At 73.4% G+C, this 25,679-nt stretch carries 26 protein-coding genes, 2 pseudogenes and 1 riboswitch; of the genes and pseudogenes, 11 read left to right on the top strand and 17 right to left on the bottom strand.

From position 1 onward, the window contains the following. Window positions 1-70: 70 nt before the first annotated feature. From D9753_RS26185 to D9753_RS26165, 5 genes and pseudogenes are all read right to left on the bottom strand, one after another. The gene (locus D9753_RS26185; RefSeq protein ID WP_121789225.1) at window positions 71-1,039 is read right to left on the bottom strand and encodes an SCO2102 family sporulation regulator; all 969 of its coding nucleotides are present in this window, start codon (window positions 1,037-1,039) and stop codon (window positions 71-73) included. A gap of 53 nt (window positions 1,040-1,092) precedes the next feature. After that, on the bottom strand, window positions 1,093-2,016 hold the full coding sequence (metF, locus tag D9753_RS26180; RefSeq protein ID WP_121789224.1) for a methylenetetrahydrofolate reductase [NAD(P)H]: 924 nt from the start codon (window positions 2,014-2,016) through the stop codon (window positions 1,093-1,095). Between the two features lie 131 nt (window positions 2,017-2,147). Continuing rightward, window positions 2,148-2,802, bottom strand: a pseudogene (gene thiE, locus D9753_RS26175) (thiamine phosphate synthase). A gap of 86 nt (window positions 2,803-2,888) precedes the next feature. After that, complete coding sequence (locus D9753_RS26170; protein ID WP_121789223.1) at window positions 2,889-3,254, bottom strand: Rv2175c family DNA-binding protein; 366 nt, start codon at window positions 3,252-3,254, stop codon at window positions 2,889-2,891. Window positions 3,255-3,363: 109 nt separating this feature from the next. Next, complete coding sequence (locus D9753_RS26165) at window positions 3,364-4,611, bottom strand: NAD(P)/FAD-dependent oxidoreductase (protein ID WP_205614266.1); 1,248 nt, start codon at window positions 4,609-4,611, stop codon at window positions 3,364-3,366. 326 nt (window positions 4,612-4,937) lie between these two features. Beyond that, a riboswitch (TPP riboswitch) is annotated at window positions 4,938-5,049 on the top strand. Here D9753_RS26165 and thiO point away from each other — a divergent pair. The 6 genes from thiO to D9753_RS26135 all read left to right on the top strand — a co-directional run bounded on the left by thiO (window position 5,047) and on the right by D9753_RS26135 (window position 10,834). Beyond that, window positions 5,047-6,216, top strand: coding sequence for a glycine oxidase ThiO (thiO, locus tag D9753_RS26160; RefSeq protein ID WP_121789221.1), 1,170 nt, complete (start codon window positions 5,047-5,049; stop codon window positions 6,214-6,216). It overlaps the preceding riboswitch by 3 nt. Next, entirely contained in the window at window positions 6,213-6,425 is a 213-nt protein-coding gene (gene thiS / locus D9753_RS26155) for a sulfur carrier protein ThiS (protein WP_121789220.1), read from the top strand. Before thiO ends, thiS begins: the two co-directional genes overlap by 4 nt. 3 nt (window positions 6,426-6,428) lie before the next feature. Further along, window positions 6,429-7,223 carry a thiazole synthase gene (locus D9753_RS26150; RefSeq protein WP_121789219.1) on the top strand — a complete coding sequence of 265 codons (795 nt, stop codon included), beginning with the start codon at window positions 6,429-6,431 and terminating at the stop codon, window positions 7,221-7,223. A gap of 149 nt (window positions 7,224-7,372) precedes the next feature. After that, on the top strand, window positions 7,373-9,298 hold the full coding sequence (gene pknB / locus D9753_RS26145; protein WP_163010794.1) for a Stk1 family PASTA domain-containing Ser/Thr kinase: 1,926 nt from the start codon (window positions 7,373-7,375) through the stop codon (window positions 9,296-9,298). A gap of 50 nt (window positions 9,299-9,348) precedes the next feature. Next, window positions 9,349-10,230, top strand: a complete 882-nt coding sequence (locus D9753_RS26140; protein WP_121789217.1) for a deoxyribonuclease IV — start codon at window positions 9,349-9,351, stop codon at window positions 10,228-10,230. Between the two features lie 76 nt (window positions 10,231-10,306). After that, window positions 10,307-10,834, top strand: a complete 528-nt coding sequence (locus tag D9753_RS26135) for a DUF4396 domain-containing protein (protein WP_121789216.1) — start codon at window positions 10,307-10,309, stop codon at window positions 10,832-10,834. A gap of 18 nt (window positions 10,835-10,852) precedes the next feature. On the opposite strand, the gene D9753_RS26130 is transcribed toward D9753_RS26135, so the two are convergent. Beyond that, window positions 10,853-11,485: a sulfite oxidase-like oxidoreductase gene (locus tag D9753_RS26130; protein ID WP_121789215.1), complete on the bottom strand. Its 633-nt coding sequence runs from the start codon at window positions 11,483-11,485 to the stop codon at window positions 10,853-10,855. A gap of 175 nt (window positions 11,486-11,660) precedes the next feature. Between D9753_RS26130 and bfr the strand changes: the two genes are divergently transcribed. Further along, window positions 11,661-12,140, top strand: coding sequence for a bacterioferritin (gene bfr, locus D9753_RS26125; protein WP_121789214.1), 480 nt, complete (start codon window positions 11,661-11,663; stop codon window positions 12,138-12,140). 12 nt (window positions 12,141-12,152) lie between these two features. Here bfr and D9753_RS26120 read toward each other — a convergent pair whose 3' ends face one another. Both D9753_RS26120 and D9753_RS26115 read right to left on the bottom strand, forming a co-directional pair. Next, complete coding sequence (locus D9753_RS26120) at window positions 12,153-12,386, bottom strand: (2Fe-2S)-binding protein (RefSeq protein WP_121789213.1); 234 nt, start codon at window positions 12,384-12,386, stop codon at window positions 12,153-12,155. Between the two features lie 152 nt (window positions 12,387-12,538). Continuing rightward, window positions 12,539-13,891 carry a class II 3-deoxy-7-phosphoheptulonate synthase gene (locus D9753_RS26115; RefSeq protein WP_121789212.1) on the bottom strand — a complete coding sequence of 451 codons (1,353 nt, stop codon included), beginning with the start codon at window positions 13,889-13,891 and terminating at the stop codon, window positions 12,539-12,541. A gap of 105 nt (window positions 13,892-13,996) precedes the next feature. Here D9753_RS26115 and D9753_RS39430 point away from each other — a divergent pair, with 105 nt between their 5' ends. Further along, window positions 13,997-14,053: a trp operon leader peptide gene (locus D9753_RS39430; protein WP_121791294.1), complete on the top strand. Its 57-nt coding sequence runs from the start codon at window positions 13,997-13,999 to the stop codon at window positions 14,051-14,053. 99 nt (window positions 14,054-14,152) lie between these two features. Beyond that, on the top strand, window positions 14,153-16,045 hold the full coding sequence (locus D9753_RS26105; RefSeq protein WP_163010792.1) for an anthranilate synthase family protein: 1,893 nt from the start codon (window positions 14,153-14,155) through the stop codon (window positions 16,043-16,045). Window positions 16,046-16,093: 48 nt separating this feature from the next. Here D9753_RS26105 and D9753_RS26100 read toward each other — a convergent pair whose 3' ends face one another. From D9753_RS26100 to D9753_RS26085, 4 genes are all read right to left on the bottom strand, one after another. Beyond that, window positions 16,094-17,122, bottom strand: coding sequence for a 6-phosphofructokinase (locus D9753_RS26100; RefSeq protein WP_121789210.1), 1,029 nt, complete (start codon window positions 17,120-17,122; stop codon window positions 16,094-16,096). A gap of 106 nt (window positions 17,123-17,228) precedes the next feature. Next, window positions 17,229-17,906 (bottom strand): response regulator, encoded by a 678-nt coding sequence (locus D9753_RS26095; RefSeq protein WP_121789209.1) that lies wholly within the window; start codon window positions 17,904-17,906, stop codon window positions 17,229-17,231. After that, window positions 17,906-19,138, bottom strand: coding sequence for a MacS family sensor histidine kinase (macS, locus tag D9753_RS26090; protein ID WP_121789208.1), 1,233 nt, complete (start codon window positions 19,136-19,138; stop codon window positions 17,906-17,908). Before macS ends, D9753_RS26095 begins: the two co-directional genes overlap by 1 nt. A 60-nt stretch (window positions 19,139-19,198) precedes the next feature. Continuing rightward, window positions 19,199-19,951, bottom strand: a complete 753-nt coding sequence (locus D9753_RS26085) for a lysophospholipid acyltransferase family protein (RefSeq protein WP_121791293.1) — start codon at window positions 19,949-19,951, stop codon at window positions 19,199-19,201. Between the two features lie 117 nt (window positions 19,952-20,068). Between D9753_RS26085 and D9753_RS26080 the strand changes: the two genes are divergently transcribed. Both D9753_RS26080 and D9753_RS26075 read left to right on the top strand, forming a co-directional pair. Beyond that, a complete protein-coding gene (locus D9753_RS26080; RefSeq protein WP_121791292.1) occupies window positions 20,069-20,848 on the top strand; it encodes an alpha/beta hydrolase in 780 nt (259 codons plus the stop codon). Then, window positions 20,841-21,464 carry a hypothetical protein gene (locus tag D9753_RS26075; protein WP_205614265.1) on the top strand — a complete coding sequence of 208 codons (624 nt, stop codon included), beginning with the start codon at window positions 20,841-20,843 and terminating at the stop codon, window positions 21,462-21,464. Before D9753_RS26080 ends, D9753_RS26075 begins: the two co-directional genes overlap by 8 nt. 19 nt (window positions 21,465-21,483) lie before the next feature. Here D9753_RS26075 and D9753_RS26070 read toward each other — a convergent pair. The 5 genes and pseudogenes from D9753_RS26070 to D9753_RS26050 all read right to left on the bottom strand — a co-directional run bounded on the left by D9753_RS26070 (window position 21,484) and on the right by D9753_RS26050 (window position 25,600). Beyond that, window positions 21,484-22,238: pseudogene (locus D9753_RS26070) on the bottom strand (endonuclease/exonuclease/phosphatase family protein). Window positions 22,239-22,393: 155 nt separating this feature from the next. Further along, window positions 22,394-23,347, bottom strand: a complete 954-nt coding sequence (locus D9753_RS26065) for an ROK family glucokinase (RefSeq protein ID WP_121789206.1) — start codon at window positions 23,345-23,347, stop codon at window positions 22,394-22,396. Between the two features lie 67 nt (window positions 23,348-23,414). Further along, complete coding sequence (locus D9753_RS26060; protein WP_121789205.1) at window positions 23,415-23,882, bottom strand: DUF5304 domain-containing protein; 468 nt, start codon at window positions 23,880-23,882, stop codon at window positions 23,415-23,417. A gap of 57 nt (window positions 23,883-23,939) precedes the next feature. Then, complete coding sequence (locus D9753_RS26055) at window positions 23,940-25,112, bottom strand: ArsA family ATPase (protein WP_121789204.1); 1,173 nt, start codon at window positions 25,110-25,112, stop codon at window positions 23,940-23,942. 44 nt (window positions 25,113-25,156) lie between these two features. Continuing rightward, a complete protein-coding gene (locus tag D9753_RS26050; protein WP_121789203.1) occupies window positions 25,157-25,600 on the bottom strand; it encodes an SRPBCC family protein in 444 nt (147 codons plus the stop codon). Window positions 25,601-25,679 lie beyond the last annotated feature (79 nt).

Genomic DNA, 25,679 nt, shown 5'->3' with positions numbered 1-25,679 from the left:
GGCCGTCGGCGAGTGGGCCGTCGGCGAGTGGGCCGTCGGCGAGTGGGCCCGCTGGTCGCGGCCCGGTTTCTCAGAAGCGGTACTGCTCGTCGTACCCGGCGCCGTGCTGCGGCTGCTGGGCGCCCGCCTGGTGCGGGTAGGGCTGCTCCTGCGGGAGTTCACCGCCGTACGTCTCGTCGGTGCGCTGCTGCGGCACCCACACCCCGTTGGCCGGGGTCTCGCCGTAGCCGCCGCCGGGGTACGGGTCCTGGGCGTAGCCCTGCTGGCCGTAGTGCTGGGAGTAGTCGGTGCCGTAGGAGGCGTCGCCGTAGGGCCGGCTGCCGATGTACGGGTCGGAGTAGTTGGCGTAGGGCTGCTGGCCCGCGCCGTCGTAGCCGTAGCCCTGCTGGCCGTGGCCGGAGTAGTCGTAGGCGTAGCTCTGCTGGTCGGCGCTCTGGGGCTGGGCGGCGCCGGCGGGGGCGGGGCCGCCGTAGACGCCGTAGTTGCCGGTGTCGTCGGGGAGGGGCTGCGGCGCGTAGACGCCACCGGTGCCGGCGGCGGTGGGCTCGGCCGGCCGGGAGGGAGGCGGGGTGAAGACGTCGTCGCGGTCGTAGTCGTCGTGGTCACCGGATGCCTGGGCGTGGCTGCCGTGGGCGTCGAGGCCGGCGTGGACGCTGTGGACGCCGTGGTCGGTGTCCGGGTCGTCGGCGGTGTCACCGAACCGCGTGCCGGCGCCCTGCGGGTCCGTGGCGTGCCGGTCCCCCCTGCCGCGACGGCGCTTGCTGCCGCCGTCGGCCTCGGGGCCGGGGCGCTTGACCGCCCAGCCCGAGGCGAAGCCGCGGCGGAACGACAGCGTGACGTAGGTCTGGCCGACCGCGAAGGCGATCGCGCCCAGTCCGATAACGATGACCGACGGGATCAGCACACCGAGCACGACCCCGACGAAGCCGGCGAAGGCGAGGAGCCGCCAGCGCAGGCGCGCCTTGTACTGCAGCAGTACCTCGCCGAGCAGCCACAGCGCGACGCCGCCGAATGCGATGTAGAGGACCGTCCAGCCCATGTACGCCCCTCTCCCAGTGGCTCCGCAGTGTGTCGTATCGCGGTGCGGCCGGTCTAGGCCTGCGGGGGATGGTGCAGGCCCAGGTTCTCGTAGATTTCCAGGGTCGCCGTGGAGTTGTTGAGCGTGATGAAGTGCAGTCCGGGCACTCCCTCGGCCAGCAGCCGTGCGCAGAACTCCGTGGCGAAGTCGATACCGATGGAGCGTACCGCCGCCGGATCGTCCCTCGCTGTGAGGATCCGCTCTTTCAGGGCATCCGGGAAGCGGGCGTTGCTGAGCTTCGGCAACCGTTCCAGCATCTTCACACTGGTGACCGGCAGGATCTCGGGGATGACCGGGGTGTCGCAGGCCGCCGCCACCACCCGGTCACGCAGCCGCAGATAGGACTCCGGCTGGAAGAACATCTGTGTGATGGCGTAGTCGGCACCCGCGCGGCACTTGTCCACGAAGTGCGCGACGTCGGTGTCCCAGTCCGCGGAGCGCGGATGCATCTCCGGGAACGCGGCGACGCCCACGCAGAAGTCGCCCGACTCCTTGATGAGCCGGACGAGTTCGGCGGCGTAGGTCAGGCCTCTGGGGTGCGGCACCCACTCGCCCATGGGGTCGCCGGGCGGGTCACCGCGCACGGCGAGCATGTTGCGGATGCCGGCGTCCGCGTACTGGCCGATGATGTTGCGCAGTTCGGCGATGGAGTGGTCGACGGCGGTGAGGTGGGCGACCGGGGTCAGCGTCGTGTCGGCGACGATCTGCTGGGTCTCCTTGACCGTGCCCGCGCGGGTGGAACCGCCGGCGCCGTAGGTCACGGAGACGAAGTCGGGAGCGACCGCCTCGACCCGCCGCAGCGCGCTCCACAGGTTCCGCTCGCCCTTGGGGGTCTTCGGCGCCGAGAACTCGAAGGAGTAGACCGTCTTGCCGGTGGCGAGCATGTCACGCACGGTACGTGCGCGATCAGTCCTGGTGGACGCGGTTCCGAGGGCCATACCCGCAGGTTAACCAGGGGTGGGCGGTCCCCCAACCGGTCAGCGGATATTCGCCTGAATTATCTGCTTTTTGTCCAGCAGGTGGACAGCGGGCGCCGACCGGAACCGGCCGGCCGCTCGCGGATCCCGCGCTACCGGATCTCGCGCAGCCGCTTCGCGAACTCGGCCGCCGCGGCGCCCGGGTCGTCGGCCTCGGTGAGGGCGCGGACCACCACGACCCGGCGGGCGCCCGCGTCCAGCACCTCGTCGAGGTTTTCGAGGTCGATGCCGCCGATGGCGAACCAGGGGCGGCCGGTGCCGAGGGAGGCCGTGTGGCGGACCAGGTCGAGGCCGGGGGCGTGCCGGCCGGGCTTGGTGGGGGTGGGCCAGCAGGGGCCGGTGCAGAAGTAGTCCACGCCCCGCTGGGCGGCGGCGGCGGCGGTGGCCTCGGCCCGGGAGTGCGTGGAGCGGCCGATCAGCACGTCGTCGCCGAGGATCGCGCGGGCGGCCGGGACCGGCAGGTCGCCCTGCCCGAGGTGCAGCACGTCGGCGCGGGCGGCGTGGGCGACGTCCGCGCGGTCGTTGACCGCGAGGAGCCTGCCGTGCCGGGGCGCACGCGTCGGCGAGGACCTGGAGGTGCTCCAGCTCCTCGGCGGCCTCCATGCCCTTGTCGCGCAACTGCACGATGTCGACACCGCCGGCCAGGACCGCGTCCAGGAACTCCGGCAGGTCGCCCTGGCGCCTGCGGGCGTCCGTGCACAGGTACAGCCGGGCGTCGGCGAGCGCGGCGCGGGCGGTGTCGGACATGCGTGGGTCCCCCCGTGGTCGGTGTGTCTGACGGTCCGGGTGGCGTGCGGGCGCGGGCCCGCACGCCACCCCTGGTGCGGGTCGCCTCAGACGGCGAGCGCCTGGGCGCGGCGCTTCACCTCCGTGCCGCGGTTCTCGCTCAGGGCCTGCGCGGGGGTGCCGGGCAGGCTCGGGTCGGGGGTGAAGAGCCACTCGATGATCTCTTCATCGGTGAAGCCGTCGTCCCGCAGGAGCGTCAAGGTCCCGGTCAGGCCCTTGACGACCTTGTCCTCGTCGATGAAGGCGGCGGGGACGTGCAGCGCCCTGTTCTCACCTCGGCGTACGGCGATGAGCTGGCCGTCCTTGACCAGTTGCCGCACACGCGTCACCTCGACACCGAACATCTCGGCGATGTCGGGCAGGGTGAGCCAGGCGGGGACGAGAGCATCGATCTTTGCGTCAATCTCGGTCACAGGACAAGCCTGCCATCCCCCACTGACAGTCGGAAGCCAGGTAGGTCCACCTGGGACGATGTGCCGGGGCCGGCCGGTGCGCGCCGGCGTCCCCGGGAGCCGGCCCCGGCTAGTCCGCGCCGGCGTCCTTCAGGGGGCGGCTCGGGTCGGCCAGTGCCCGGGCGTCCATCCGCCGGCCCGCCTCGATCAGCCGTCGTCCCTGCGCCAGATCCCGGGGGCGGCCGACCGCCAGCAGGGCCACCAGCCGGTCCTCGCGCAGCCAGCACACCGTCCACGCAGGTCCCGTCGGGTCGCCGCGCCGGACCATGCGGTCGGCGGCGGCGTGGTGGCCGGCGTGCTGCACGAACCGGCCGAACTGCTCGGACCAGAAGTACGGCACCGGGTCGTAGACCTGCGGGGTGTCGCCGAGGTGGTCGGCGGCGAGGATGTTGGCGGCGACCGTGCGCGGGCCCTGGAGGGCGTTGTCCCAGTGGTGGACGAGCAGCCGTTCGCCGTACCGGGCCGACGGGAAGGAGGCGCAGTCGCCGACGGCGTACACGTCCGGCAGGGAGGTGCGCAGGTGGGCGTCGGCGAGGACCTCGCCGTGCGCGCCCAGCTCGATGCCGGAGCCGGCCAGCCAGGCCGTGGCGGGGCGGGCGCCGATGCCGACGACGACGGCGCCGGCCGGCAGCCGTGTGCCGTCGGCGAGCAGCACCGCGCCGGGCTCGACGCGCTCCACGCGCGCGTGGGTGCGCAGTTCCACGCCCGCGTCGGCGTACCAGGCGGCCATGGGGGCGGCGACCTCGGCGGGCAGGGCACCGGCGAGCGGCCGGTCGGCGGCCTCGACGACGGTCACCGCGCAGCCCGCCTCACGGGCGGCGGTGGCGAACTCGGCGCCGATCCAGCCGGCGCCGACGACCACGATGTCGTGCTGCCGGGCGAGGACGGGCCGCAGCCGCTCGGCGTCGTCCAGGGTGCGCAGCAGGTGCACGCCGGGCACGCCCCCGGTGCCGGGCAGGGTGATCGGTTCGGCGCCGGTGGCGAGGACCAGGACGTCGTAGGGCACCGGGCCTGTGCCGGTGTCCAGTTCGCGATCGCCGGGGCGCAGGCCCCGCACCTCGCAGCCGAGGCGCAGCTCGACGCCGAGGGACTCGAAGTCCACGTCGAAGGCGGATCCCTCGGCCTTGCCGAGCAGGACGGCCTTCGACAGCGGCGGCCGGTCGTACGGCTGGTGGGCCTCGGCCCCGATGACGGTCACTGCGCCCCGGAAGCCCTGTTCCCGCAGGGCGACCGCGGTCTGGACCCCGGCCATGCCCGCGCCGACGACGACCACGCGCGGTCCCTGCGACGTGCCCTCTTGCGCTGTCTGCTCGCTCACCCGATCACCATAGTCAGGTGACGCTCCGTCAGTCAGGGGGCGTGCTCGGTGACCTGTTCCACAACGCTGGTGCCGGAGCCGGGCGTACGACGTCGCCGCCGGCCTGTCCCGCCCAGATCGCGCTGTATTCCCAGCCGGGGCCGTCTCCCGGGGGCGCCGGCGCGCACCGGCCGGCTCCGGCTCAGTGGTGGGTGAACCGGGTGCCGGTGCCCACCTGACCTGGGGCCTGGTCCGACACGGGGACGAACACCAGTCCGCCGAGCGAGCGGATCACGGCCGAGGGCTCCTTACGCGTGGTGAGCGGGGCGGGCTAGGGTGGCCACCGTACAAGCACTCGCGGGAGCCCGGACGCACCGGGCTGAGAGGGAGGCTGGCGGCCTCCGACCGTACGAACCTGATCCGGGTCATGCCGGCGAAGGGAGGGGCTGGACGCCCATGTCGTCACGTACGTCCGACGTCCTCGTCATCGGGGGCGGGATCATCGGCCTGGTCACGGCCTGGCGGGCCGCGCAACGCGGGCTCACCACGGCCGTGGTGGACCCCGAACCGGGCGGCGGGGCCGCTCGCGTAGCGGCCGGGATGCTGGCCGCGGTCACCGAACTGCACTACGGCGAGGAGACGTTGCTCGCCCTCAATCTGGAGTCGGCGCGCCGTTACCCGGAGTTCGTGGCCGAGCTGACCGAGCTGACCGGCCACGACGTCGGCTACCGCCGCTGCGGCACCCTCGCCGTCGCGCTCGACGCCGACGACCGCGCCCACCTGCGGGACCTGCACGCCCTGCAGCAGCGCTCGGGGCTCGCCTCCGAGTGGCTGTCCGGGCGGGAGTGCCGGCGCCTGGAGCCGATGCTGGCGCCCGGGGTGCGCGGCGGCCTGCGGGTCGACGGCGACCACCAGGTCGACCCGCGGCGGCTGTCGGCGGCCCTGATGGCGGCGTGCGAGCGGGCCGGTGTGGTGTTCCACCACGCGTGGGCCGAGCGGCTGGACGTCGCGGGGGGCCGGGCCACCGGGGTCACCACGGCGGACGGGACCGGGCTGCGCGCCGGTCGGGTGGTCCTCGCGGCCGGGAGCCTGAGCGGGCGGCTCGCGGGCCTGCCGGAGGAGCTGCGGCCCCCGGTCCGGCCGGTCAAGGGTCAGGTGCTGCGGCTGACCGTGCCGCGCAGGTTCGCGCCCTTCCTGAGCCGTACCGTGCGGGCGGTGGTCCGCGGCAGCCAGGTCTACCTGGTGCCCCGGGAGAACGGCGAGCTGGTCGTCGGCGCCACCAGCGAGGAGCTGGGCTGGGACACGACGGTCACGGCGGGCGGCGTGTACGAGCTGCTGCGCGACGCCCATGAGCTGGTGCCCGGCATCACCGAGCTGCCGCTCACCGAGACCCGGGCCGGGCTGCGGCCCGCCTCCCCCGACAACGCCCCGCTGCTCGGCCCGTCAGGCCTGAAGGGGCTGCTGCTGGCGACCGGGCACCACCGCAACGGGGTGCTGCTCACGCCGGTCACCGGGGACGTGCTGGCGCACACCCTGGTCACCGGTGGCCTTCCTCAGGAGGCACGTCCGTTCACCCCGCGGCGGTTCGGCGCCGCACCCGTGGAACCGCTGGAGCAGTCCGCATGAGCGTCTCCGTCACCATCTCCGTCAACGGCGAACCCCGCCGCGTCGTCCCGGGCACCGCGCTGGACGCCCTGGTGGAATCCCTCACCGCGGCGCCGCGCGGGGTGGCCGCCGCCGTCAACGAGACCGTGGTCCCGCGTGCGCGGTGGGCGGCGACCGCTCTCGCCGAGGGCGACCGTGTCGAGGTCCTCACCGCCGTGCAGGGAGGCTGAGCCATGGCTGACGACCCCCTGGTCCTCGGCGGGCTGACCCTGTCGTCCCGGCTGATCATGGGCACCGGCGGGGCGCCCAGCCTGGATGTGCTGGAGCGCTCGCTCGTCGCCTCCGGCACGGAGCTGACCACGGTCGCGATGCGCCGGGTGGACCCGGCCGTGCACGGTTCGGTGCTGTCCGTGCTGGAGCGGCTCGGCATCCGGGTGCTGCCGAACACGGCGGGCTGTTTCACCGCCGGCGAGGCCGTGCTGACCGCCCGGCTGGCCCGGGAGGCGCTGGGCACGGACCTGGTCAAGCTGGAGGTCATCGCCGACGAGCGGACGCTGCTGCCGGACCCGGTGGAGCTGCTGGAGGCCGCGGAGACCCTGGTCGACGAGGGGTTCACGGTGCTGCCGTACACCAACGACGACCCCGTCCTCGCGCGGAAGCTGGAGGACGCAGGCTGCGCGGCGGTGATGCCGCTGGGTTCGCCGATCGGGTCCGGGCTCGGTATCCGCAACCCGCACAACTTCCAGTTGATCGTGGAGCACGCGCGCGTGCCGGTGATCATGGACGCGGGGACCGGTACGGCGTCCGACGCGGCCCTGGCGATGGAGCTGGGCTGTGCCGGGGTGATGCTGGCGTCCGCGGTGACGCGGGCGCAGGAGCCGGAGCTGATGGCCACGGCCATGAGGCACGCCGTGGAGGGGGGGCGGCTGGCCCGGCGGGCCGGGCGGATCCCGCCGCGCCACTTCGCGCAGGCCTCCTCCCCGGCCGCGGGCCTCGCCCGCCTGGACCCCGAGCGGCCCGCCTTCTAGAACGCTGTGCACCGAGGCGGGGCCGGCCCCGGCCGGCCCCGCCTCCCGCCGGGCTCCACGTCGCGTGACAGTCACAGCTCTGCTGCATTCCGCCACCCGGGGCACCGCGGCCGGCGGTGGTGTCGGTGGGCCCTCGTAGACTCCCCTGCGTGGATACGACCCTTCAGGACCCCCTCGTCGGTCAGCTCCTCGACGGCCGCTACCGCGTCGACGCGCGGGTCGCGGCCGGCGGGATGGCCACGGTCTACCGGGCCCTGGACACCCGCCTGGACCGCGTCCTCGCGCTGAAGGTGATGCACCCGGCGCTCGCGGTCGACGGGGCCTTCGTCGAGCGGTTCATCCGGGAGGCGAAGTCCGTCGCCCGGCTCGACCACCCCAACGTGGTGCAGGTCTTCGACCAGGGCACGGACGGGTCGTACGTGTACCTGGCGATGGAGTACGTCGCCGGGTGCACCCTGCGGGACGTGCTGCGCGAGCGGGGCGCCGTGCAGCCGCGGGCCGCGCTGGACATCCTGGAGCCGGTGCTGGCCGCGCTCGGCGCCGCGCACCTGGCCGGGTTCGTGCACCGGGACATGAAGCCCGAGAACGTGCTGATAGGGGACGACGGCCGGGTCAAGGTGGCCGACTTCGGGCTGGTGCGCTCCGTGGACACGGTGACCAGCACCACGGGCGCCGTCCTCGGGACCGTCTCCTATCTCGCCCCCGAGCAGATCGAGCAGGGCGTCGCCGACCCGCGCGTCGACGTGTACGCGTGCGGTGTGGTCCTGTACGAGATGCTGACGGGCGGCAAGCCGCACGCCGGTGAGTCCCCGGCCCAGGTGCTCTACCGGCACATCCACGAGGACGTACCGCCGCCCTCGGCGCTCGTGCCCGGACTGCCGTACCGGCTGGACGAGCTGGTGGCGTCGGCCACGGCGCGCACCCCCGACATCCGGCCGCACGACGCCGTGGCGCTGCTCCTGCGGGTGCGCGAGGCCCGCGCCGGGCTGACCGACGAGCAGCTCGACGCGCTGCCGCCGCAGGCGGTGACCGCGGAGCACGACAACGCCGCCGACCGCACGAGCGTGATCCCGCGCTCGCTGACCGTGCCCCGGCCGCTGTCCGCCGACGGCGGCCCGCCCGCGGACGTCACCGATCGCACCGCCCGCTTCGCGAGCCCCCCGCCGCCTCCCCGGCGGCGCCCGGCGCGGCCCCGGCGCGCGGTGCTGGCGGTCGTCGCGGCGGTGCTGGTGGTGCTCGGCGTGGGCGCCGGGGTCTGGTACATCAACTCCGGCCAGTTCACCGAGGTCCCGCCGCTGCTGACGAAGAGCGAGCCGCAGGCGAGGGAGCGGCTGAAGGACGCCGGGCTCGACGTCGGACAGGTCAGGCACGCGTACAACGACACGGTCAGGCGCGGCACGGTCATCAGCAGCGACCCGGGGCCCGGTGCCCGGATCCGGGACCACGACGCGGTGACACTGACCGTGTCGCTGGGTCCGAGGACGGTGAAGGTGCCGGACGTGGCGGGCCGGCCGCTGGCGCAGGCGCAGGCGCGGCTGAAGGCGGACGGCCTGGAGCCGGGCATGGTCACGCGCGCGTTCAGCGACGACGTCCCCAAGGGCTCGGTGATCGGTACGACCCCGGACGCGGGCACCGAGCGGCACTCCGGGTCGGCGATCGCGCTGACCGTCAGCAAGGGCGGCCCCATCGACGTGCCGGACGTCACCGGCGAGGACGTGGACGGCGCGAAGCAGGAGCTGACGGACGCGGGGCTGACCGTGCGGATCGCCACCGGGCGGGTCAACTCCTCGTACGACAAGGGCGAGGTGGCCGCCCAGAGCCCGCGGAACGGCAGGAAGGCCGCCGAGGGCGACACGGTGACCCTGACGCTGTCCAGGGGCCCGGAGATGATCAAGGTTCCGGACGTGGTCGGGGACAGCGTGGACGATGCGCACCAGCGGCTGGAGGCCGCCGGCTTCGAGGTCGACGACGACCGCGGGCTGCTCGGACTGTTCGGCGACACCGTGAGGAAGCAGTCGGTGGCGGCCGGCGACAGGGCGCCCAAGGGGGCGACGATCACGATCACCATCCGGTGAGCGGGGTCACCGCGGTCCGGGCGCCGGGCCGGGCATGACACCCTGAACGGGTGAGTCCCGATCCGTCCTCCCTCCTCCCCCGCAACCCGGTCGGCAGCCATGTGCCCGTGGCCGGCGGCCTGCACTCCGTGGGCCTGTCGTACGCCCGTGAGCTGAGGGCCGAGACCGTGCAGGTCTTCGTCGCCAACCCGCGCGGCTGGGCCACGCCCGCCGGGAACCCGCGGCAGGACGAGGCGTTCCGCGCGGCGTGCGCCGAGGAGTCGCTCCCGGCGTACGTCCACGCCCCCTATCTGATCAACTTCGGCTCGCACACCGAGGCGACCGTGGAGCGGTCGGTGGAGTCGCTGCGGCACTCGCTGCGGCGCGGGCGGGAGATCGGCGCGCTGGGCGTGGTCGTGCACACCGGGAGCGCGACCGGCGGGCGGGCGCGGGAGGTGGCGCTGAAGCAGGTGCGGGAGCATCTGCTGCCGCTGCTGGACGAGCTGACCCATGACGACGACCCGTTCCTGCTGCTGGAGTCGACCGCCGGACAGGGCTCCTCGCTGTGCTCGCGGACCTGGGACTTCGGGCCGTACTTCGAGGCGCTGGACGCGCATCCGAAGCTGGGCGTGTGCCTGGACACCTGCCACATCTTCGCCGCCGGGCACGACCTGACCGGGCCGGACGGCATGCACCGCACCCTGGACCTGCTGGTGGACACGGTCGGCGAGGGCCGGCTGAAGCTGATCCACGCCAACGACTCCAAGGACGTGGCGGGCGCGCACAAGGACCGGCACGAGAACATCGGTGCCGGCCACATCGGCGAGGATCCGTTCCGCGCCCTGATGACCCATCCGGCCACGGCGGGCGTCCCGCTGGTCATCGAGACGCCGGGCGACCGCGAGGGCCACGCGGCGGACGTGGAGCGGCTGAAGAGGCTCCGGGATTCCTGACCGCGCCCAGGAATACCCCCAGGGGGTATCTGGTTCCTCTGGAGGACAGGAACCGCCACTCGGCTTGGGGGAAACCATGGACCGGACCCACACCGGCCACGCACACGAGCACCACCAGCACGGCGCGCACGGCGGACACCACCAGCACCACGGGGACAGCGGCACCACGGCGACCTGGCCGACGGCCGTCCGGGCCACGCTGCACTGCCTGACCGGCTGCGCGATCGGCGAGGTGCTCGGCATGGTCGTGGGCACCGCGTTCGGCTGGGGCAACCTGCCGACCACGCTGCTGGCGATCGTCCTGGCCTTCGCCTTCGGCTACTCGCTCACCCTGCGCGGGGTCCTGCGCGCCGGGCTGGACCTCCGTACGGCCGTCCGGGTGGCACTGGCCGCCGACACCCTCTCCATCGCCGTGATGGAGCTGATCGACAACGGCGTGATCGTGCTCTGGCCGTCCGCGATGGACGCGGCGCTCGGCGATCCGCTGTTCTGGATCTCGCTCGCGGTCTCGCTCGCCCTCGCCTTCCTGGTGACCACGCCGGTCAACAAGTGGACGATCGGGCGGGGCAAGGGGCACGCGGTGGTGCACCGGTACCACCACTGACCCACTGGGGGGCGGGCGTCACAGTTCGGGGCCGTCGCCGGGTTCCTCCTGGTAGGAGTAACGCTGCTCCTTCCAGGGGTCCCCGATGTTGTGGTAGCCGCGCTCCTCCCAGAAGCCGCGGCGGTCGGCCGTCATGTACTCCACGCCCCGGACCCACTTGGGCCCCTTCCAGGCGTACAGGTGCGGCACGATCAGGCGGACCGGGAAGCCGTGCTCGGCGGTGAGCAGCTCACCGTCCTTGTGGGTGGCGAAGATCGTGCGGTCGGAGGCGAAGTCCGCGAGGCGCAGGTTCGAGCTGAAGCCGTACTCCGCCCAGACCATCACATGGGTGACGTCCGGCGCCGGCGGCGCGAGGTCCAGGATCGTGCGGGCCGGGACGCCGCCCCACTCCGCGCCGGTCATGCTGAACTTCGTCACGCAGTGCAGGTCGGCGACCACGGTGGTGTACGGCAGCGCCGTGAACTCCTCGTGGTCCCAGGTGCGCTTGCCGCCGTCGGCGGTGGCGCCGAAGATCCCGAACTCCCAGCGCTCGGGCCGGAACTTGGGCACCGGCCCGTAGTGCGTGACCGGCCAGCCGCGCTGGAGCCGCTGACCCGGCGGAAGCTCGGACCCTGCCCCTGCCCCAGACTCTCGCTCCACCGGATGACCCATGTATCCATCCTGACAGACCTCGGGCGATGCCCTTGACCACGTACGCGCGAACCCAACAATTGCCAACACTCCGGTGCATACTCACTAAGTACGCACTTACTGGACGATCTTCGTCGCCGGTGCAATCATGCCGCCGCACACCTCCCCCGTCCCCCGTGTGGAAGGAGCCGCTGCGATGCAGGGCGACCCCGAGGTCATCGAGTTCCTCAACGAGCAGCTCACCGGCGAGCTGACCGCCATCAACCAGTACTTCCTGCACGCGAAGATGCAGGAGAACTTCGGCTGGACGAAGCTCGCCAAGTACACGCGGCACGAGTCGTTCGACGAGATGAAGCACGCCGAGGTGCTCACCGACCGGATCCTGTTCCTGGAGGGGCTGCCCAACTACCAGCGGCTGTTCCACGTCCGCGTGGGGCAGACGGTCCGGGAGATGTTCGAGGCCGACCGGCAGGTCGAGGCGGAGGCGATCGACCGCCTCAGGCGGGGCATCAGGGTGATGCGCGAAAAGGGTGACATCACGTCCGCGAACATCTTCGAGGACATCCTCGCCGACGAGGAGCACCACATCGATTACCTGGACACCCAGCTCGAACTGCTGGAGAAGCTCGGTGAGGCGCTCTACATCGCCCAGGTGATCGAGCAGCCGGAGAGCTGAGCCGCGTCGGGGCTACGCCGCGTCCGCGATCTCGGGGAGGGCCGGGCGACCCCGGTCGGCCGGCTGGGGGCGCGGGCAGGCACCCCGGCCGAGGATGGCCTGGATACGGCGGACGCAGGAACCGCAGTCGGTGCCCGCCTTGCAGGCGGAGGCGACCTGACGCGGGGTGCAGGCGCCGTTCTGCGCGTGTCGCTCGACCTGGGCCTCGGTGATGCCGAAGCAGCTGCACACGTACACGCGGTTCACCTCCCGACGGGGTCGCTGTCCTCTGCCACCCCGTTCCCGGTGAGGCAACCCTAACCTAACCCATGTCGCGGGACCCGCGACAGTGCGAGGGGCGCGGATCGCATGTGATCCGCGCCCCACAAGGCCGGTGCGCCCCGGTCAGTGCTCCCCGGTCACTGGTCCCGGTACATCTCGGCGACGAGGAACGCCAGGTCCAGCGACTGGCTGCGGTTGAGCCGCGGATCGCAGGCCGTCTCGTAGCGCTGGTGCAGGTCGTCGACGAAGATCTCGTCGCCGCCGCCCACGCACTCGGTGACGTCGTCGCCGGTCAGCTCCACGTGGATGCCGCCCGGGTGGGTGCCGAGCGCCTTGTGGACCTCGAAGAAGCCCTTGACCTCGTCGAGCACGTCGTCGAAGCGACGGGTCTTGTGCCCGGAGGCCGCCTCGAAGGTGTTGCCGTGCATCGGGTCGGTCACCCAGGCCACCGTCGCACCGGACGCCGTGACCTTCTCCACCAGCTCCGGGAGCCGGTCGCGGATCTTGTCGGCGCCCATGCGGACGATGAAGGTCAGCCGGCCCGGCTCCCGCTCGGGGTCGAGGCGGTCGATGTACCGCAGCGCCTCCTCGGCCGTGGTGGTCGGGCCGAGCTTGATGCCGATGGGGTTGCGGATCTGCGAGGCGAACTCGATGTGCGCGCCGTCCATCTGCCGGGTGCGCTCACCGATCCACACCATGTGCGCGGAGACGTCGTACAGCTTGCCGGTGCGGGAGTCGACCCGGGTCAGGGCGGACTCGTAGTCCAGCAGCAGCGCCTCGTGCGAGGAGAAGAACTCGACGGTCTTGAACTCCTCCGGGTCCGTGCCGCAGGCCCGCATGAAGTTCAGCGCGTTGTCGATCTCCCGCGCGAGCTGCTCGTAGCGCTGGCCCGACGGCGAGGTCCGCACGAAGTCCTGGTTCCAGGCGTGCACCTGGCGCAGGTCGGCGTAACCGCCGGTGGTGAAGGCGCGGACCAGGTTCAGCGTGGAGGCCGAGGCGTTGTACATGCGCTTCAGCCGCTCGGGGTCCGGGATACGGGACTCGGGGGTGAAGTCGAAGCCGTTGACGGAGTCGCCCCGGTACACCGGCAGGGTGACGCCGTCGCGGGTCTCGGTGGGCTTGGAACGGGGCTTGGAGTACTGACCCGCGATGCGGCCGACCTTCACCACCGGGACGGAGGCCGCGTAGGTGAGGACGGCACCCATCTGGAGCAGCGTCTTCAGCTTGTTGCGGATGTGGTCGGCCGACACCCCGTCGAAGGCCTCGGCGCAGTCGCCGCCCTGGAGGAGGAACGCCTCTCCCTTGGCGACGGCCGCCATCCGGGCGCGCAGCTGGTCGCACTCGCCCGCGAAGACGAGCGGCGGATACGACTCGAGGTCCGCGATCGCTGCGCGCAGGGCCTCGGCGTCGGGGTACTCGGGCTGCTGCGCCGCGGGCAGGTCTCGCCAGGTGTTGCCAGCGCTCGGGCTGGTCTTAGCGTTCACGGTCACCCCACAAACACTACGGGGTCATGTCGAATGATTTCGCCCTGGCCCGAAGAATGAGACGCGGAGATTACCCCGTGGACACCGCGGGGGTGAGGTAGGGTTTTTCGCATGTTCGCGCCGTCGATCCAGAACTGGTGGTGGACCGCTTCTCCGGCGGCCCGCTGATCGCGCGTACCCACACTTCGCGAAGGCCGCCCGAGGGGCGGCCTTCGGCGTTCCCGGGACCGTTCCTCTCCGTCACACGATCGAGAAGGAATGCGACCCGTGCACCTGAAGGACCTGCTCCGCGACCCCCGCCCCTTCGCCCTGCTGCGCCGCCGCACCCCCGGCCACGACGAGGGGACGGTGGAGGTGCTGCTCGGGCCGGTGACCCGCCGCGAGCGGCTCGCCGACCTGCCCGACGAGGGGCTCGCCCTCGTCCCGTTCCGCCAGATCCGCGAGCGCGGCTTCGACGTCCGCGACGACGGCACCCCGCTGCTCGTGCTCACCCCCGAGGAGACGCACACGCTGCCCCTGGACGAGGTCCTCGCGCAGCTCCCCGCGCACGACGTGCGGGTCGAGGACGGCGGCTTCGACGTGGCCGACGAGGAGTACGCGCGGATCGTCGGCCGCGTGCTGCGCGAGGAGATCGGCCGGGGCGAGGGCGCGAACTTCGTGATCCGGCGCACGTACGAGGGCCGCGTCCCCGGCTTCGGCCGCGCGGACGCGCTCGCGCTGTTCCGGCGGCTGCTGGCGGGCGAACGCGGCGCGTACTGGACGTTCGTGGTGCACACCGGGGCGGAGGCGGGCGGGCGGACGCTGGTCGGCGCCAGCCCGGAGGTGCACGTCCGGATGTCCGGGGGGACGGTCGTGATGAACCCGATCAGCGGGACCTACCGCTATCCCGCCGGGGGCCCGACGCCGGAGCACCTGCTCTCCTTCCTCGCCGACGGCAAGGAGACCGAGGAGCTGTCGATGGTCGTCGACGAGGAACTGAAGATGATGTGCACCGTCGGCGACATGGGCGGGGTCGTCGTCGGGCCGCGGCTGAAGGAGATGGCGCACCTGGCGCACACCGAGTACGAGCTGCGCGGCAGGTCGTCCCTGGACGTGCGGGAGGTGCTGCGGGAGACCATGTTCGCGGCGACCGTCACCGGATCGCCGGTGCAGAACGCGTGCCGGGTGATCGAGCGGTACGAGCCCGTCGGGCCGGACGGCACGGGCCGCGGGTACTACGCCGGTGCGCTGGCGCTGCTCGGCCGGGATGCCGGGGGCGCCCAGACCCTCGACTCCCCCATCCTGATCCGCACCGCCGACATCGGTGCCGACGGCCGGGTGCGCGTCCCGGTCGGGGCGACGCTGGTGCGCGGCTCGGACCCGGCCGGCGAGGTCGCCGAGACCCACGCCAAGGCGGCGGGCGTGCTGGCCGCCCTCGGCGTCCGGCCGGGCCCGCCGCGCACGGAGCGCGGGCGGCCCCGGCTCGCCGACGACCCGCGGGTGCGGTCCGCGCTGGACGGGCGGCGGGCCGCGCTCGCCCCGTTCTGGCTGCGGATGCGGGACCGCGCCCCGGAGCCCACCGGGCACGCCCTCGTGGTCGACGGCGAGGACACGTTCACCGCGATGCTGGCGCACGTGCTGCGCTCGGGCGGCCTCGGGGTGACCGTACGGCGCTACGACGAGCCCGGGCTGCGGGCGGCCGTGCTCGCGCACGGGGGACCGGTGGTGGTGCTCGGGCCCGGTCCGGGTGACCCCCGCGACGCGGCCGACCCGAAGATGCGGTTCCTGCGGGCGCTCGCCGCCGACCTGCTGCGGGAGCGCCGGCACGGGGTGCTGGGCGTCTGCCTGGGCCATGAGCTGATCGCGGCCGAGCTGGGCCTGGACCTCGTCCGCAAGGAGGTGCCCCACCAGGGGGCGCAGACGGTGATCGACCTGTTCGGGCGGGCGGAGACCGTCGGCTTCTACAACAGCTTCGCCGCCCGCTGCGACGACGGGACGGCGAGCGCGCTGGCCGCTCGCGGCGTCGAGGTGAGCCGGGCGGCGAACGGCGAGGTGCACGCGCTGCGGGGGCCCGGGTTCGCCGGGGTGCAGTTCCACCCGGAGTCGGTCCTCACCCTGAACGGCGCGGCGGTCGTCCACGAGCTGCTCGACCGGCTGCGCGGGGCGAGCAGGACGGCGTAGGCCGGGCGGGTCCGGGGGCCGTACGCGATCCCCGGACCCGGCCGGGTCTCAGCCGAAGAACACGCCGGCCTCCCGGTACAGCGCCGGGTCCACCGTCTTCAGCCTGGCCGTCGCCTCGGCGAGGGGGACACGGACGATCTCGGTGGCGCGCAGGGCGACCATCGTGCCGAAGTCGCCGTCGCGGACGCAGTCGACGGCGTGCAGCCCGAAGCGGGTGGCGAGCCAGCGGTCGAAGGCGCTGGGGGTGCCGCCGCGCTGGACGTGCCCGAGGACCGTGGTGCGGGCCTCCTTGCCGGTACGGCGCTCGATCTCCTTGGCCAGCCACTCGCCCACCCCGGACAGCCGGACGTGCCCGAAGGAGTCCGTCGACCCGTCCTTGAGCACCATGGCGCCGTCCCTGGGCACGGCGCCCTCGGCGACGACCACGATCGGCGCGTACGACGCCCGGAAGCGGGAGGTCACCCAGTCGCAGACCTGCTCGATGTCGAAGCGCTGCTCGGGGATGAGGATGACGTTGGCGCCGCCGGCCAGGCCCGAGTGCAGGGCGATCCAGCCGGCGTGCCGGCCCATCACCTCCACCACCAGGACCCGCATGTGGGACTCGGCGGTGGTGTGCAGCCGGTCGATGGCCTCGGTGGCGATGTTGACGGCGGTGTCGAAACCGAAGGTGTAGTCGGTGGCGGACAGGTCGTTGTCTATCGTCTTGGGCACCCCGACGCAGGGCACCCCGTACGCGTCGGACAGCCGCGCGGCGACGCCCAGGGTGTCCTCGCCGCCGATCACGACGAGGGCCTGGACGTCCAGCTTGGCCAGGTTGTCCCTGATCCGGCGGATGCCGTCCGCCGCCTCCAGGGGATTGGTCCGCGACGAGCCGAGGATGGTGCCGCCGCGGGGCAGGATGCCGCGCACCGCGGGAATGCCGAGGGGGACGGTGGCGCCTTCGAGGGGGCCGCGCCAGCCGTCCCGGAAGCCGACGAAGTCATAGCCGTACTCCTGCACGCCCTTGCGGACGATGCCCCGGATGACGGCGTTGAGCCCGGGGCAGTCGCCGCCTCCGGTCAGTACTCCGACCCGCATGGGGAAGTCCCTTCTCGCGGTTGCCTGACGACCGGTCACGCTAATGGTGAGTCAGGTCACACGGGAGGGGCGGGACGGGTGATTCCGGGGCATGACCCGGCGCGCGCTACGCGTCGTCGAGTCCCCGCTCGATCGCGTACCGCACCAGCTCCACCCGGTTGTGCAGTTGGAGCTTGCCCAGGGTGTTCTGGACGTGGTTCTGCACCGTGCGGTGGGAGATGACGAGGCGTTCGGCGATCTGCTTGTAGCTCAGGCCCTTCGCCACCAGCCGCAGCACCTCCGTCTCCCGGTCCGTCAGCCGCGGCGCGCCCGGCTCTCCGGCGTCCGGGGCGGGTGCGGGCTCGGCGGCCAGGCGCCGGTACTCACCGAGGACCAGACCGGCGAGGCCGGGCGTGAACACCGGGTCGCCGGCGGCGGTACGGCGCACCGCGTCCAGCAGTTCCTCCGTGGAGGCGGACTTCAGCAGGTAGCCGGTCGCGCCGGACTTCACGGCCTCCAGCACGTCCGCGTGCTCGCCGCTGGCGGAGAGGACGAGGACCCGCAACGCCGGGTTGTGGGCGACCAGTTCCCTGCACACCTGGACACCGGGCTTGGCGGGCAGGTTGAGGTCCAGGACCAGGACGTCGGGAGCGGCAGCCCTGGCGCGGCGGACCGCCTGCTCGCCGTCGCCGGCGGTGGCGACCACCTCCATGCCGGCCTCGGCCAGGTCCCGGGCGACCGCGTCCCGCCACATCGGGTGGTCGTCCACCACCATGACCCTGATCGGGCCCCGCTGCTCCGTCATCACTGATCCGCCTTCTTCCCCCGCGCCCGTACGGCGCCCTTGGGTACCTTGAGTTCGACTTCCGTGCCCTGCCCCGGGACCGAGACGACGTCGGCGCCGCCGCCGAGGTCGCGCAGCCGGCCCCGGATCGACAGGGCCACCCCGAGCCGCCCCTCGCCCTCGGCCTGGGCGAGCCGGCCGGCGGGGATGCCGGGGCCGTCGTCCCGGACGGTGACGACGACCTCGCCCGGCTCGTCCTCCACCAGGATCCAGGCCCGCGCCTCCTCCCCGGCGTGCCGGCGCACGTTGTCCAGGGCGGCCCCGACGGCGGCGGCCACCTCCCGGGCCACGGCCGGCGGCAACGACACGGGGGCGCCGGGCTCGGCCAGGGCGACCCGGGCGCCGGCGTACGGGGCGAGCAGGCAGCGCAGGTCGACCGGGCCGGCCGGTCCGTCGGGGCCGTCGTGGTCCCCCACCTCGACGGGGGGTACGACGGCTCCGGCCGCCGCGTCCCGCGACACCGGCACCAGACCGCCCGACACCAGCGTGCGCAGCGCCACCTCCTGCTCCCCGGCCAGCCGGCCCAGCTCGGCCGCCTCGCCGCCGAGGGCCGTGCCGCGCCGCTTCACCATCGCCAGCACCTGGAGCACGCCGTCGTGGATGTCCCGGGCCAGCCGCTCCCGCTCCCGGGTCGCGGCCTCGATCTCCAGGGCGCGGGCGAGGGTGCGTTCGGAGGCGCGGGCCACCTCCACGACGTAGCCGATCGCGATGGACGCGACCCAGACGAGGATCACGTTGTGCACGGTGTCCCGGGCGGGGTGGCCGCGCTCGGCCAGGTTGGCGGCGGCCACGGCCGTGGAGGCGACGGCCGCCCAGCGCCAGCCGCCCTTGATGGCGAAGGCCAGCACCGCGCCGGCCGTCCATATCGACGGCAGGGTGGGTCCGCCGCCCGCGATCCGCTCGTGGCTGTCGGCGAGCGGGGTGAGCAGGATGCCGGTGAGGGCGACGGCCAGGTCGGCGGCCAGGAAGCGCCGGGTGCAGCTCGCCGCGTTCGCCACCCTGGGCAGGGTGGCGAGGGTCCACACCACCAGGACGGCGTAGTAGCCGACGGCGATCCAGGGCCGGACGAACCGGTCGTACGCGGTGGCGCACAGGCCGATCGCGTACAGGGCGGTCAGGACGCGGTAGCCGGCGAGCGCGCGCCACAGCGGCAGCTCGACCGACATCCGTACGACGCGCTCGCGCTCGGGCATCTCCCCCGGTCCCCCCCCGATGTCCCCGGCTCCCGGACCCCCCGTCCAGCAGCCGCCCGGTTACTGCTCGGCCTTCTCGGCCTTCTCGGCCTTCTCTGCCTTCTCCGCCGCCGCGGCCTTCTCCGCTTCCCTGGCCGCCTTCGCCGCCTCCGCGAGCTGCCGTTTGGCGGCGGTGGCGTACATGTCGACGTACTCCTGGCCGGAGAGCTTCATGATCTCGTACATGACCTCGTCGGTCAGCGCGCGCAGCACGAACCGGTCGTGTTCCATGCCCTGGTAGCGGCTGAAGTCCATGGGCCTGCCGATGCGGATGCCGGGCCGCATCAGCTTCGGCACGACCTTGCCGGGCGGCTGGATCTTCTCCGTGTCGATCATGGCGACCGGGATGACCGGCGCACCCGTGGCGAGCGCCACGCGCGCGAGGCCGCCGGGCTTGCCCCGGTACAGCCGCCCGTCGGGCGAACGGGTGCCCTCCGGATAGATGCCGAACAGCTCGCCGCGCTCCAGGACCTCCATGCCGCTCCTGATCGCCGCCTCGCCGGCGCCGCGCGACCCGGAGCGGTCCACCGGGAGCTGGCCCACGCCCTTGAAGAAGGCCGCGGTGAGGCGGCCCTTCACGCCGGGGGTGGTGAAGTACTCGGCCTTGGCGATGAAGGTGACCTTGCGGTCCAGCACGGCCGGCAGGAAGAAGGAGTCCGAGAAGGACAGATGGTTGCTGGCCAGGATGGCGGGACCCTCGGCCGGGATGTTCTCCATGCCTTCCACCCAGGGCCTGAAGGCGACCTTGAGCGGCCCTCCGATGGCGACCTTCATCGTGCCGTACAACACCCGTGTGCCTCCCGTTTCCGTCGAACAGACCATAACCCGGAGGACCGTCAATGGGCCCGACGACCCTGGTCGGTGTCAGTGCGGTCGCGTACGGTGAAGCACATGCCAGTTCTCCCCGGAGCCGAGCCGTACCGCCACCAGGGCGGGGAGGTGGGGGTTCTCCTCTGCCACGGCTTCACCGGCTCGCCCCAGTCGCTGCGCCCGTGGGCGGAGCACCACGCGGCCCACGGCCTGACCGTGTCCCTTCCACTGCTGCCCGGCCACGGCACGCGTTGGGAGGACATGCAGCTCACGGGCTGGCAGGACTGGTACGCGGAGGTGGACCGCGAGCTGCGCGTCCTCACCGAGCGCTGTTCCCGGGTGTTCGTCGCGGGTCTGTCGATGGGCGGGGCGCTGGCCCTCAGGCTCGCCGCGCGGCACGGCGAGCGGGTCACGGGCGTGGTGGTCGTCAACCCCGCGAACAAGGTGCACGGCCTGTCCGCGTACGCCCTTCCGGTGGCCCGGCACCTCGTGCGGACGACGAGGGGCATCGCCAGCGACATCTCGAAGGAGGGCGCGGCCGAGCTGGGGTACGACCGGGTGCCGCTGCACGCGGCGCACTCGCTGCGGGAGTTCCTGCGCCGGCTGGACGGCGAGCTGCCGCAGGTCACCCAGCCGTTGCTGCTGCTGCGCAGCGCCCGGGACCATGTCGTGCCGGCGGCCGACGCGGCCCGGGTGCTGAGCCGGGTGTCGTCCACGGACGTGACGGAGAGTGTGCTGGAACACAGTTACCACGTGGCGACGTTGGACCTGGACGCGGACCGGATCTTCGAGGAGAGCCTCGCCTTCGTCGGCCGGCTCGCACCCAGTGTCGGCAAGGAAGGGACGGCCACAGTTGGCTGAGCAGGACTCCGGCCGGGAGGACCGGGAGCCGGACGAGCAGGGGGTGCCCTTCGACGAGGACGCCGCCTGGCGGGCCATCGTCGCCGGGTACGGCAAGGAGCCGCCGGACCCGCCCGGCGCCCGGCCCTTCAAGGCGGTGGAGGACCTCGCGCTGCTGGAGAAGAACGCCGGGGCGGACACCGCGGCGGACACCGCGAAGGACACGGGTCCGGACAGCGGTACGGACACCGCCGAGGACGGCGAGGGCGACGACGCGGCGGGCCGGCGGCCCGCCCGGCCGCTGGGCGGCTCGGTCTCCTTCGCGGTCGGGGTCGGCCCGCGCGACCACACGCCCGCCGAGCCGTCCGACGACGACTTCGACGAGGACGACGAGGGCCACTTCGTACCCCCGGAGCCGCCGCCGCTGCCGGCCGCCGACACCACCTCCAGGTTCGCCTGGCTGGGTGTCGTCGGGGGCCCGGTGCTGCTCCTGCTGGCGGTGCTGCTCGGCTGGGACATGACCTGGTGGCTGGCGACCTGCGGCATCGGCGGCTTCCTCGGCGGCTTCGCGACGCTGGTGACGCGGATGCGGACGGACGACGACGAGGACGACCCCGGGCGCGGGGCCGTGGTCTGACCTCGGAGCGGGTCCCGCCTCAGGCGGCCGGGACCCGCAGGGCGGCCAGCACCGGAAGGTGATCGGTGGCGGCGGTCAGGTCGGGCGTGCGTGACGCCCGGCTGGTCCAGCGGGACGCCGCAGCCGAGCACCTCGATGCCTCCGGTGGCGAAGACCGCGTCGATGCGCTGCCGGGGATCGGCCGGGGGTCGAGGTGAACTCGCCGCCCCAGGGCGCCGTGGCACGGCAGTCCTGGAGGCGGGCGGCGAGGTGGCGGAAAGTACCGCCGTCGGGGCGCTCGTTGAGGTCGCCGCCCACGACGGCGTGTTCCACACCGAGCCCGGTGAGGTGTTCCAGGAGCTGGGCGCCCTGGTCCCGGCGCTCCTTCTGACTCAGGCTGAGGTGGTAGCTGATCACACCGAGACGGACGCCGCCGAACCGGACCACCGCCGTGGCCAGTCCGCGGCGGTGCAGGCCGGGGGTGAGCGGGAGCAGCACGTCCTCCGTGCGCTCCACCGTGGCCCTCAGCGCGCACAGGACCGCCGGCCCCGCGGCCGTGGCACCGCCGGTCAGGACGACCTGGCCGGAGGCCGCGGCGAGCCGGGCGAGCTTCTTGCGCCAGCGGAAGAAGCGGGGGGCCTCCTGCAGGAGGACCAGGTCGGGGGCGCAGGCGGTGATGACACGGGCGAGCGCGTCCGTGTCGTCGCGCATCGACCTGATGTTGTAGCTCAGGACCCGGATGACCGCGGAACCATCGGGCTCCGTGCGCGAGTTGGGAAGCAGCGGAGTTGCCATGCCGTCAATTTACGCCGCCCGGGGGCGGGAGGGGCACGTGTGGCCCGGGCAGCGAGCCCGGCCGGCGGGGCCCGGGGGTCCGGCTGGGATGGGGGCCGTTCGGCCGGGTCGGCGCCCGCGTCCCTCGGGAGGGTGCGGGCGCCGTGGCGCGGGTGCTAAATGATCGGGTCGGGCTCACGGGCCAGGTCCGCCGCGCCGACCATGCCCGCCTTGTTGCCGAGCTGGGCCGCGATCACGTCGGCCACCGGACGCCAGTTGCCGCCGACCAGCCAGCGCTTGTACGACTTGCGGATCGGGTCGAGGACCAGGTCCCCCTCGTCGGAGAGGCCACCGCCGACGATGAAGGCGGAGGGGTCGAAGAGGGAGGCCAGGTCGGCGAGGCCGGCGCCGGCCCAGCGGGCCAGCTCGCGGTAGGAGTCCACCGCGACCGGGTCGCCCTGGCGGGCGGCCATGGAGATGTGCTTGCCCTCGATGCCGTCGGGGGTGCCGTCGCCGAGCGACAGCAGCACCTCGGCACGCTCGGGCGTGGCGTTGGCGCGCTGCTTGGCGTAGCGGACCAGGGCGCGGCCGGAGGCGTACTGCTCCCAGCAGCCCTGCGAGCCGCAGCCGCACAGCAGGCCGTCCGGGACCATCCGGATATGACCGAACTCGGCGGCCACGCCGAAGTGGCCGCGGCGCAGCTTGTTGCCGATGATGATGCCGCCGCCGAGGCCGGTGCCGAGCGTGATGCAGATGACGTTGCGGTGGCCCTTGCCGGCCCCGAACCTGTACTCGCCCCAGGCGGCGGCGTTGGCGTCGTTCTCGACCACGACGGGCAGGCCGGTACGGGCCTCGACCTTCTCCTTGAGCGGCTCGTTGCGCCAGTCGATGTTGGGCGCGAAGTACACCGTGGAGCGCTGCCGGTTGACGTATCCGGCCGCGCCGATGCCCACACCGACGATCTCGTGCCCGGCGCGCGCACCCTCCACCGACGAGGCGATGGCGTCCACGATGGCCTCGGGCGTGGTGGGGGTCGGCACCTTGAAGGTCGAGAGGATGTTGCCTTCCTCGTCGACCACGCCGGCCGCGATCTTCGTGCCGCCGATGTCGACGCCGATGGTGAGTCCCATGAATCCCTCAGTTCCGGTCGAGCCCCGCTACGGCCAACCGTACCCGAGGCCCTGCGGTGGCAGGGCTTCAGTCCAGGTCGATGCGTTCGCCCGGGCCGGTGCCCTCGTCCCCGTCGGACGGGCCCGGCCGGCCGGCCGGGCCGGCGGTCCAGCGGCGCTCCTGGGCCTGCACGGCGGAGCGGTAGGCGGCGAGCAGCTCACCGCCGGCCGCGGCCAGGTGGTCGAACACGTCCGGGTTGCGCTCCACGACGGGTTCGACGGCGGCCTTCGCCTGCTCGACGACCTGCCGCACCACCTGCTGCGCGGCGGGTCCGGCGAGGGTGCCGAGCAGCGGTGAGCGCAGGCCGGACAGCTTGTCGGCGACCGTGTCCATGAGCTTTCTCAGCTCCTCGGCCGCGGAGCCCGGCGGCGGGCCGTGGCCGGTGTGCCGGCGGGCCTTCTCGGCGGCGAGGTCCTCGGCACAGGCCGTGGCCCAGGCGTCGGCGTCGGTCGCCCGCTGCTCGTCGGGTTCGGGTGCGGGGCGCTCTTCGCTCATGGCGGACTCCTGACGACGGTTCGCCCTTACGACGTTACCCGAACGGACGTGCCCCGTTCACCGTCCGGCGGCGGGCCACAGGCCGGGATCGGGGGCGAACCGGATGCGCAGCTCGCCCTCGCGGAGCGCGGCTCCGGCGACGGTGCAGCGGCGCAGGGCGGACGGCAGCGCCACGATCCGGCGGAACGGGCCCGCGGTGATCAGGAGTTCGTCGCCGCGCCGGACCAGGTCCAGCTCCTCCCGTATCGCGCCGGGCAGCGGGAGGTGCCAGACCAGCACGCCGTCCTCGGCCGTCCGGTCGGTGACGGGCCACTCGACCGGGGCGGCCGCCGGGTTGACGCCGGGTACGGCGAGGGCCGCCAGGTCGTCGGAGCCCTGCGGGTCGCGTCCGAGGTGGGGCACGGGGTGGACGTCGTACGGCTGCTCCCGCCAGCCGTCGAGGGCCTTGCGCTGCTGGGCGAGGAGCCCGGCGAGCCAGTCGCCGCCGGCCTCGGGCAGGACCCGGTTGGCGATCAGGGACTCGGTGCGCAGGCCGCGCAGGGCGAGGCCGAGACCCGCGGCGCGGACGGCGTCGGCGCCGGCCGGGCCGGGTTCGGCGACCAGGCGTACGGCGGTGTCCCGGTCGGCGAGGACGGCCTGCACGGCGGCGAGTTCGGCGTCCCAGCGGGCCGCCGTCTCGTACAGCCACTCGGCGGGCATGGGGACGCCGGCCAGCTTGCCGAGGACCGGGCGCAGGGCGCGGGCGGCCTGCCGCTCGGGCGGCAGCAGGCGGCGCAGGTAGCGGCGCAGTTCCTCGGGCAGGGCGAGCAGGGCGAGGGACTGCGGGAGGGGCGGGAGGTCGACGACGAGGAGGTCGTGGCGCTCGGAGAGGGCCGCGTCGCGCAGGGCGCGCAGCAAGGACAGCTCCTCGGCGCCGGGCAGCGGGGTGATCTCCTCGGCATCCGGGCGGGCGGCGCCGAGGAGGTCGAGGAGGCTCGCGGCGCGGGTCTGGAAGGCGGTGAGGTCCTCGCGGAAGCGGGCGGCCGCGTCGGGCCGCCAGGCGGTGAGGCGCTCGGCGGCCCCGGCGGGGTCCGTTCCTGTCGCGGCGCCCAGTGCCGTGCCGGGGGTGTCGGTGCGGTCGGCACTCAACAGGAGGGTGCGGTGCCCCTCGCGGGCGGCGGTGAGCGCGGTGGCGGCGGCGATCGTCGTACGGCCGCTGCCGCCCGGGCCCGTGATCAGGATGGTGCGCATGGAGGTGAACGCTACCGCCGGGCGCGCGGCGGAGGCCGGGGTGACTACGCGTCCCCCGACTCGACCCGCTTCTTCAGTCCGGCGAGCGCGCGGTCGATGATGACCTTCTCGGCCTTGCGCTTGATCATGCCCAGCATGGGGATCTTCACGTCGACCGTCAGCCGGTAGGTGACCTCGGTGGCGCCCGCGCCGGCCGGCTTGAGCTGGTAGGAGCCGTCCAGGGAGCGGAGCATCTGGGACTTGACGAGGGTCCAGGAGACCTCGTGGTCGCCCGTCCAGGTGTAGGCGAGGGTCTGGTCGTCCTTGATGGCGCCGGCGTCCATGACGAGGCGGACCCGTTCGGCGCGGCCCTGTCCGTCGGCGGCGAGGACCTCCGCCTCCTTCACCTCTCCGGTCCAGTCCGGGTAGCGCCCGAAGTCGGCGATCACCGCCATGACGTCGGCCGGGGCCGCCTCGATCGTGGTGCTCGAACTGGTGTGTTCCGCCATCGTCGTGGCTCCTCCGGATGCGGGCCGTGTGGAGAGGGGTGTGTGCGCCGGACTGCGCACGTGTGTGCAGCGTGAAGGC

Source organism: Streptomyces dangxiongensis, from assembly GCF_003675325.1.
Lineage (GTDB): Bacteria > Actinomycetota > Actinomycetes > Streptomycetales > Streptomycetaceae > Streptomyces > Streptomyces dangxiongensis.
This window is presented reverse-complemented; position numbering and strand designations above follow the sequence as displayed.

What these genes read in the sequence shown, in the direction of transcription:
- D9753_RS26185 (WP_121789225.1), bottom strand. Translation starts at nt 1,039, where the DNA reads ATGGGCTGGACGGTCCTCTACATCGCATTCGGCGGCGTCGCGCTGTGG.
- metF (WP_121789224.1), bottom strand. Translation starts at nt 2,016, where the DNA reads ATGGCCCTCGGAACCGCGTCCACCAGGACTGATCGCGCACGTACCGTG.
- thiO (WP_121789221.1), top strand. Translation starts at nt 5,047, where the DNA reads ATGTCGTCACGTACGTCCGACGTCCTCGTCATCGGGGGCGGGATCATC.
- thiS (WP_121789220.1), top strand. Translation starts at nt 6,213, where the DNA reads ATGAGCGTCTCCGTCACCATCTCCGTCAACGGCGAACCCCGCCGCGTC.
- D9753_RS26150 (WP_121789219.1), top strand. Translation starts at nt 6,429, where the DNA reads ATGGCTGACGACCCCCTGGTCCTCGGCGGGCTGACCCTGTCGTCCCGG.
- D9753_RS26135 (WP_121789216.1), top strand. Translation starts at nt 10,307, where the DNA reads ATGGACCGGACCCACACCGGCCACGCACACGAGCACCACCAGCACGGC.
- D9753_RS26130 (WP_121789215.1), bottom strand. Translation starts at nt 11,485, where the DNA reads ATGGGTCATCCGGTGGAGCGAGAGTCTGGGGCAGGGGCAGGGTCCGAG.
- bfr (WP_121789214.1), top strand. Translation starts at nt 11,661, where the DNA reads ATGCAGGGCGACCCCGAGGTCATCGAGTTCCTCAACGAGCAGCTCACC.
- D9753_RS26100 (WP_121789210.1), bottom strand. Translation starts at nt 17,122, where the DNA reads ATGCGGGTCGGAGTACTGACCGGAGGCGGCGACTGCCCCGGGCTCAAC.
- D9753_RS26095 (WP_121789209.1), bottom strand. Translation starts at nt 17,906, where the DNA reads ATGACGGAGCAGCGGGGCCCGATCAGGGTCATGGTGGTGGACGACCAC.
- macS (WP_121789208.1), bottom strand. Translation starts at nt 19,138, where the DNA reads ATGCCCGAGCGCGAGCGCGTCGTACGGATGTCGGTCGAGCTGCCGCTG.
- D9753_RS26085 (WP_121791293.1), bottom strand. Translation starts at nt 19,951, where the DNA reads ATGAAGGTCGCCATCGGAGGGCCGCTCAAGGTCGCCTTCAGGCCCTGG.
- D9753_RS26080 (WP_121791292.1), top strand. Translation starts at nt 20,069, where the DNA reads ATGCCAGTTCTCCCCGGAGCCGAGCCGTACCGCCACCAGGGCGGGGAG.
- D9753_RS26065 (WP_121789206.1), bottom strand. Translation starts at nt 23,347, where the DNA reads ATGGGACTCACCATCGGCGTCGACATCGGCGGCACGAAGATCGCGGCC.
- D9753_RS26060 (WP_121789205.1), bottom strand. Translation starts at nt 23,882, where the DNA reads ATGAGCGAAGAGCGCCCCGCACCCGAACCCGACGAGCAGCGGGCGACC.
- D9753_RS26055 (WP_121789204.1), bottom strand. Translation starts at nt 25,112, where the DNA reads ATGCGCACCATCCTGATCACGGGCCCGGGCGGCAGCGGCCGTACGACG.
- D9753_RS26050 (WP_121789203.1), bottom strand. Translation starts at nt 25,600, where the DNA reads ATGGCGGAACACACCAGTTCGAGCACCACGATCGAGGCGGCCCCGGCC.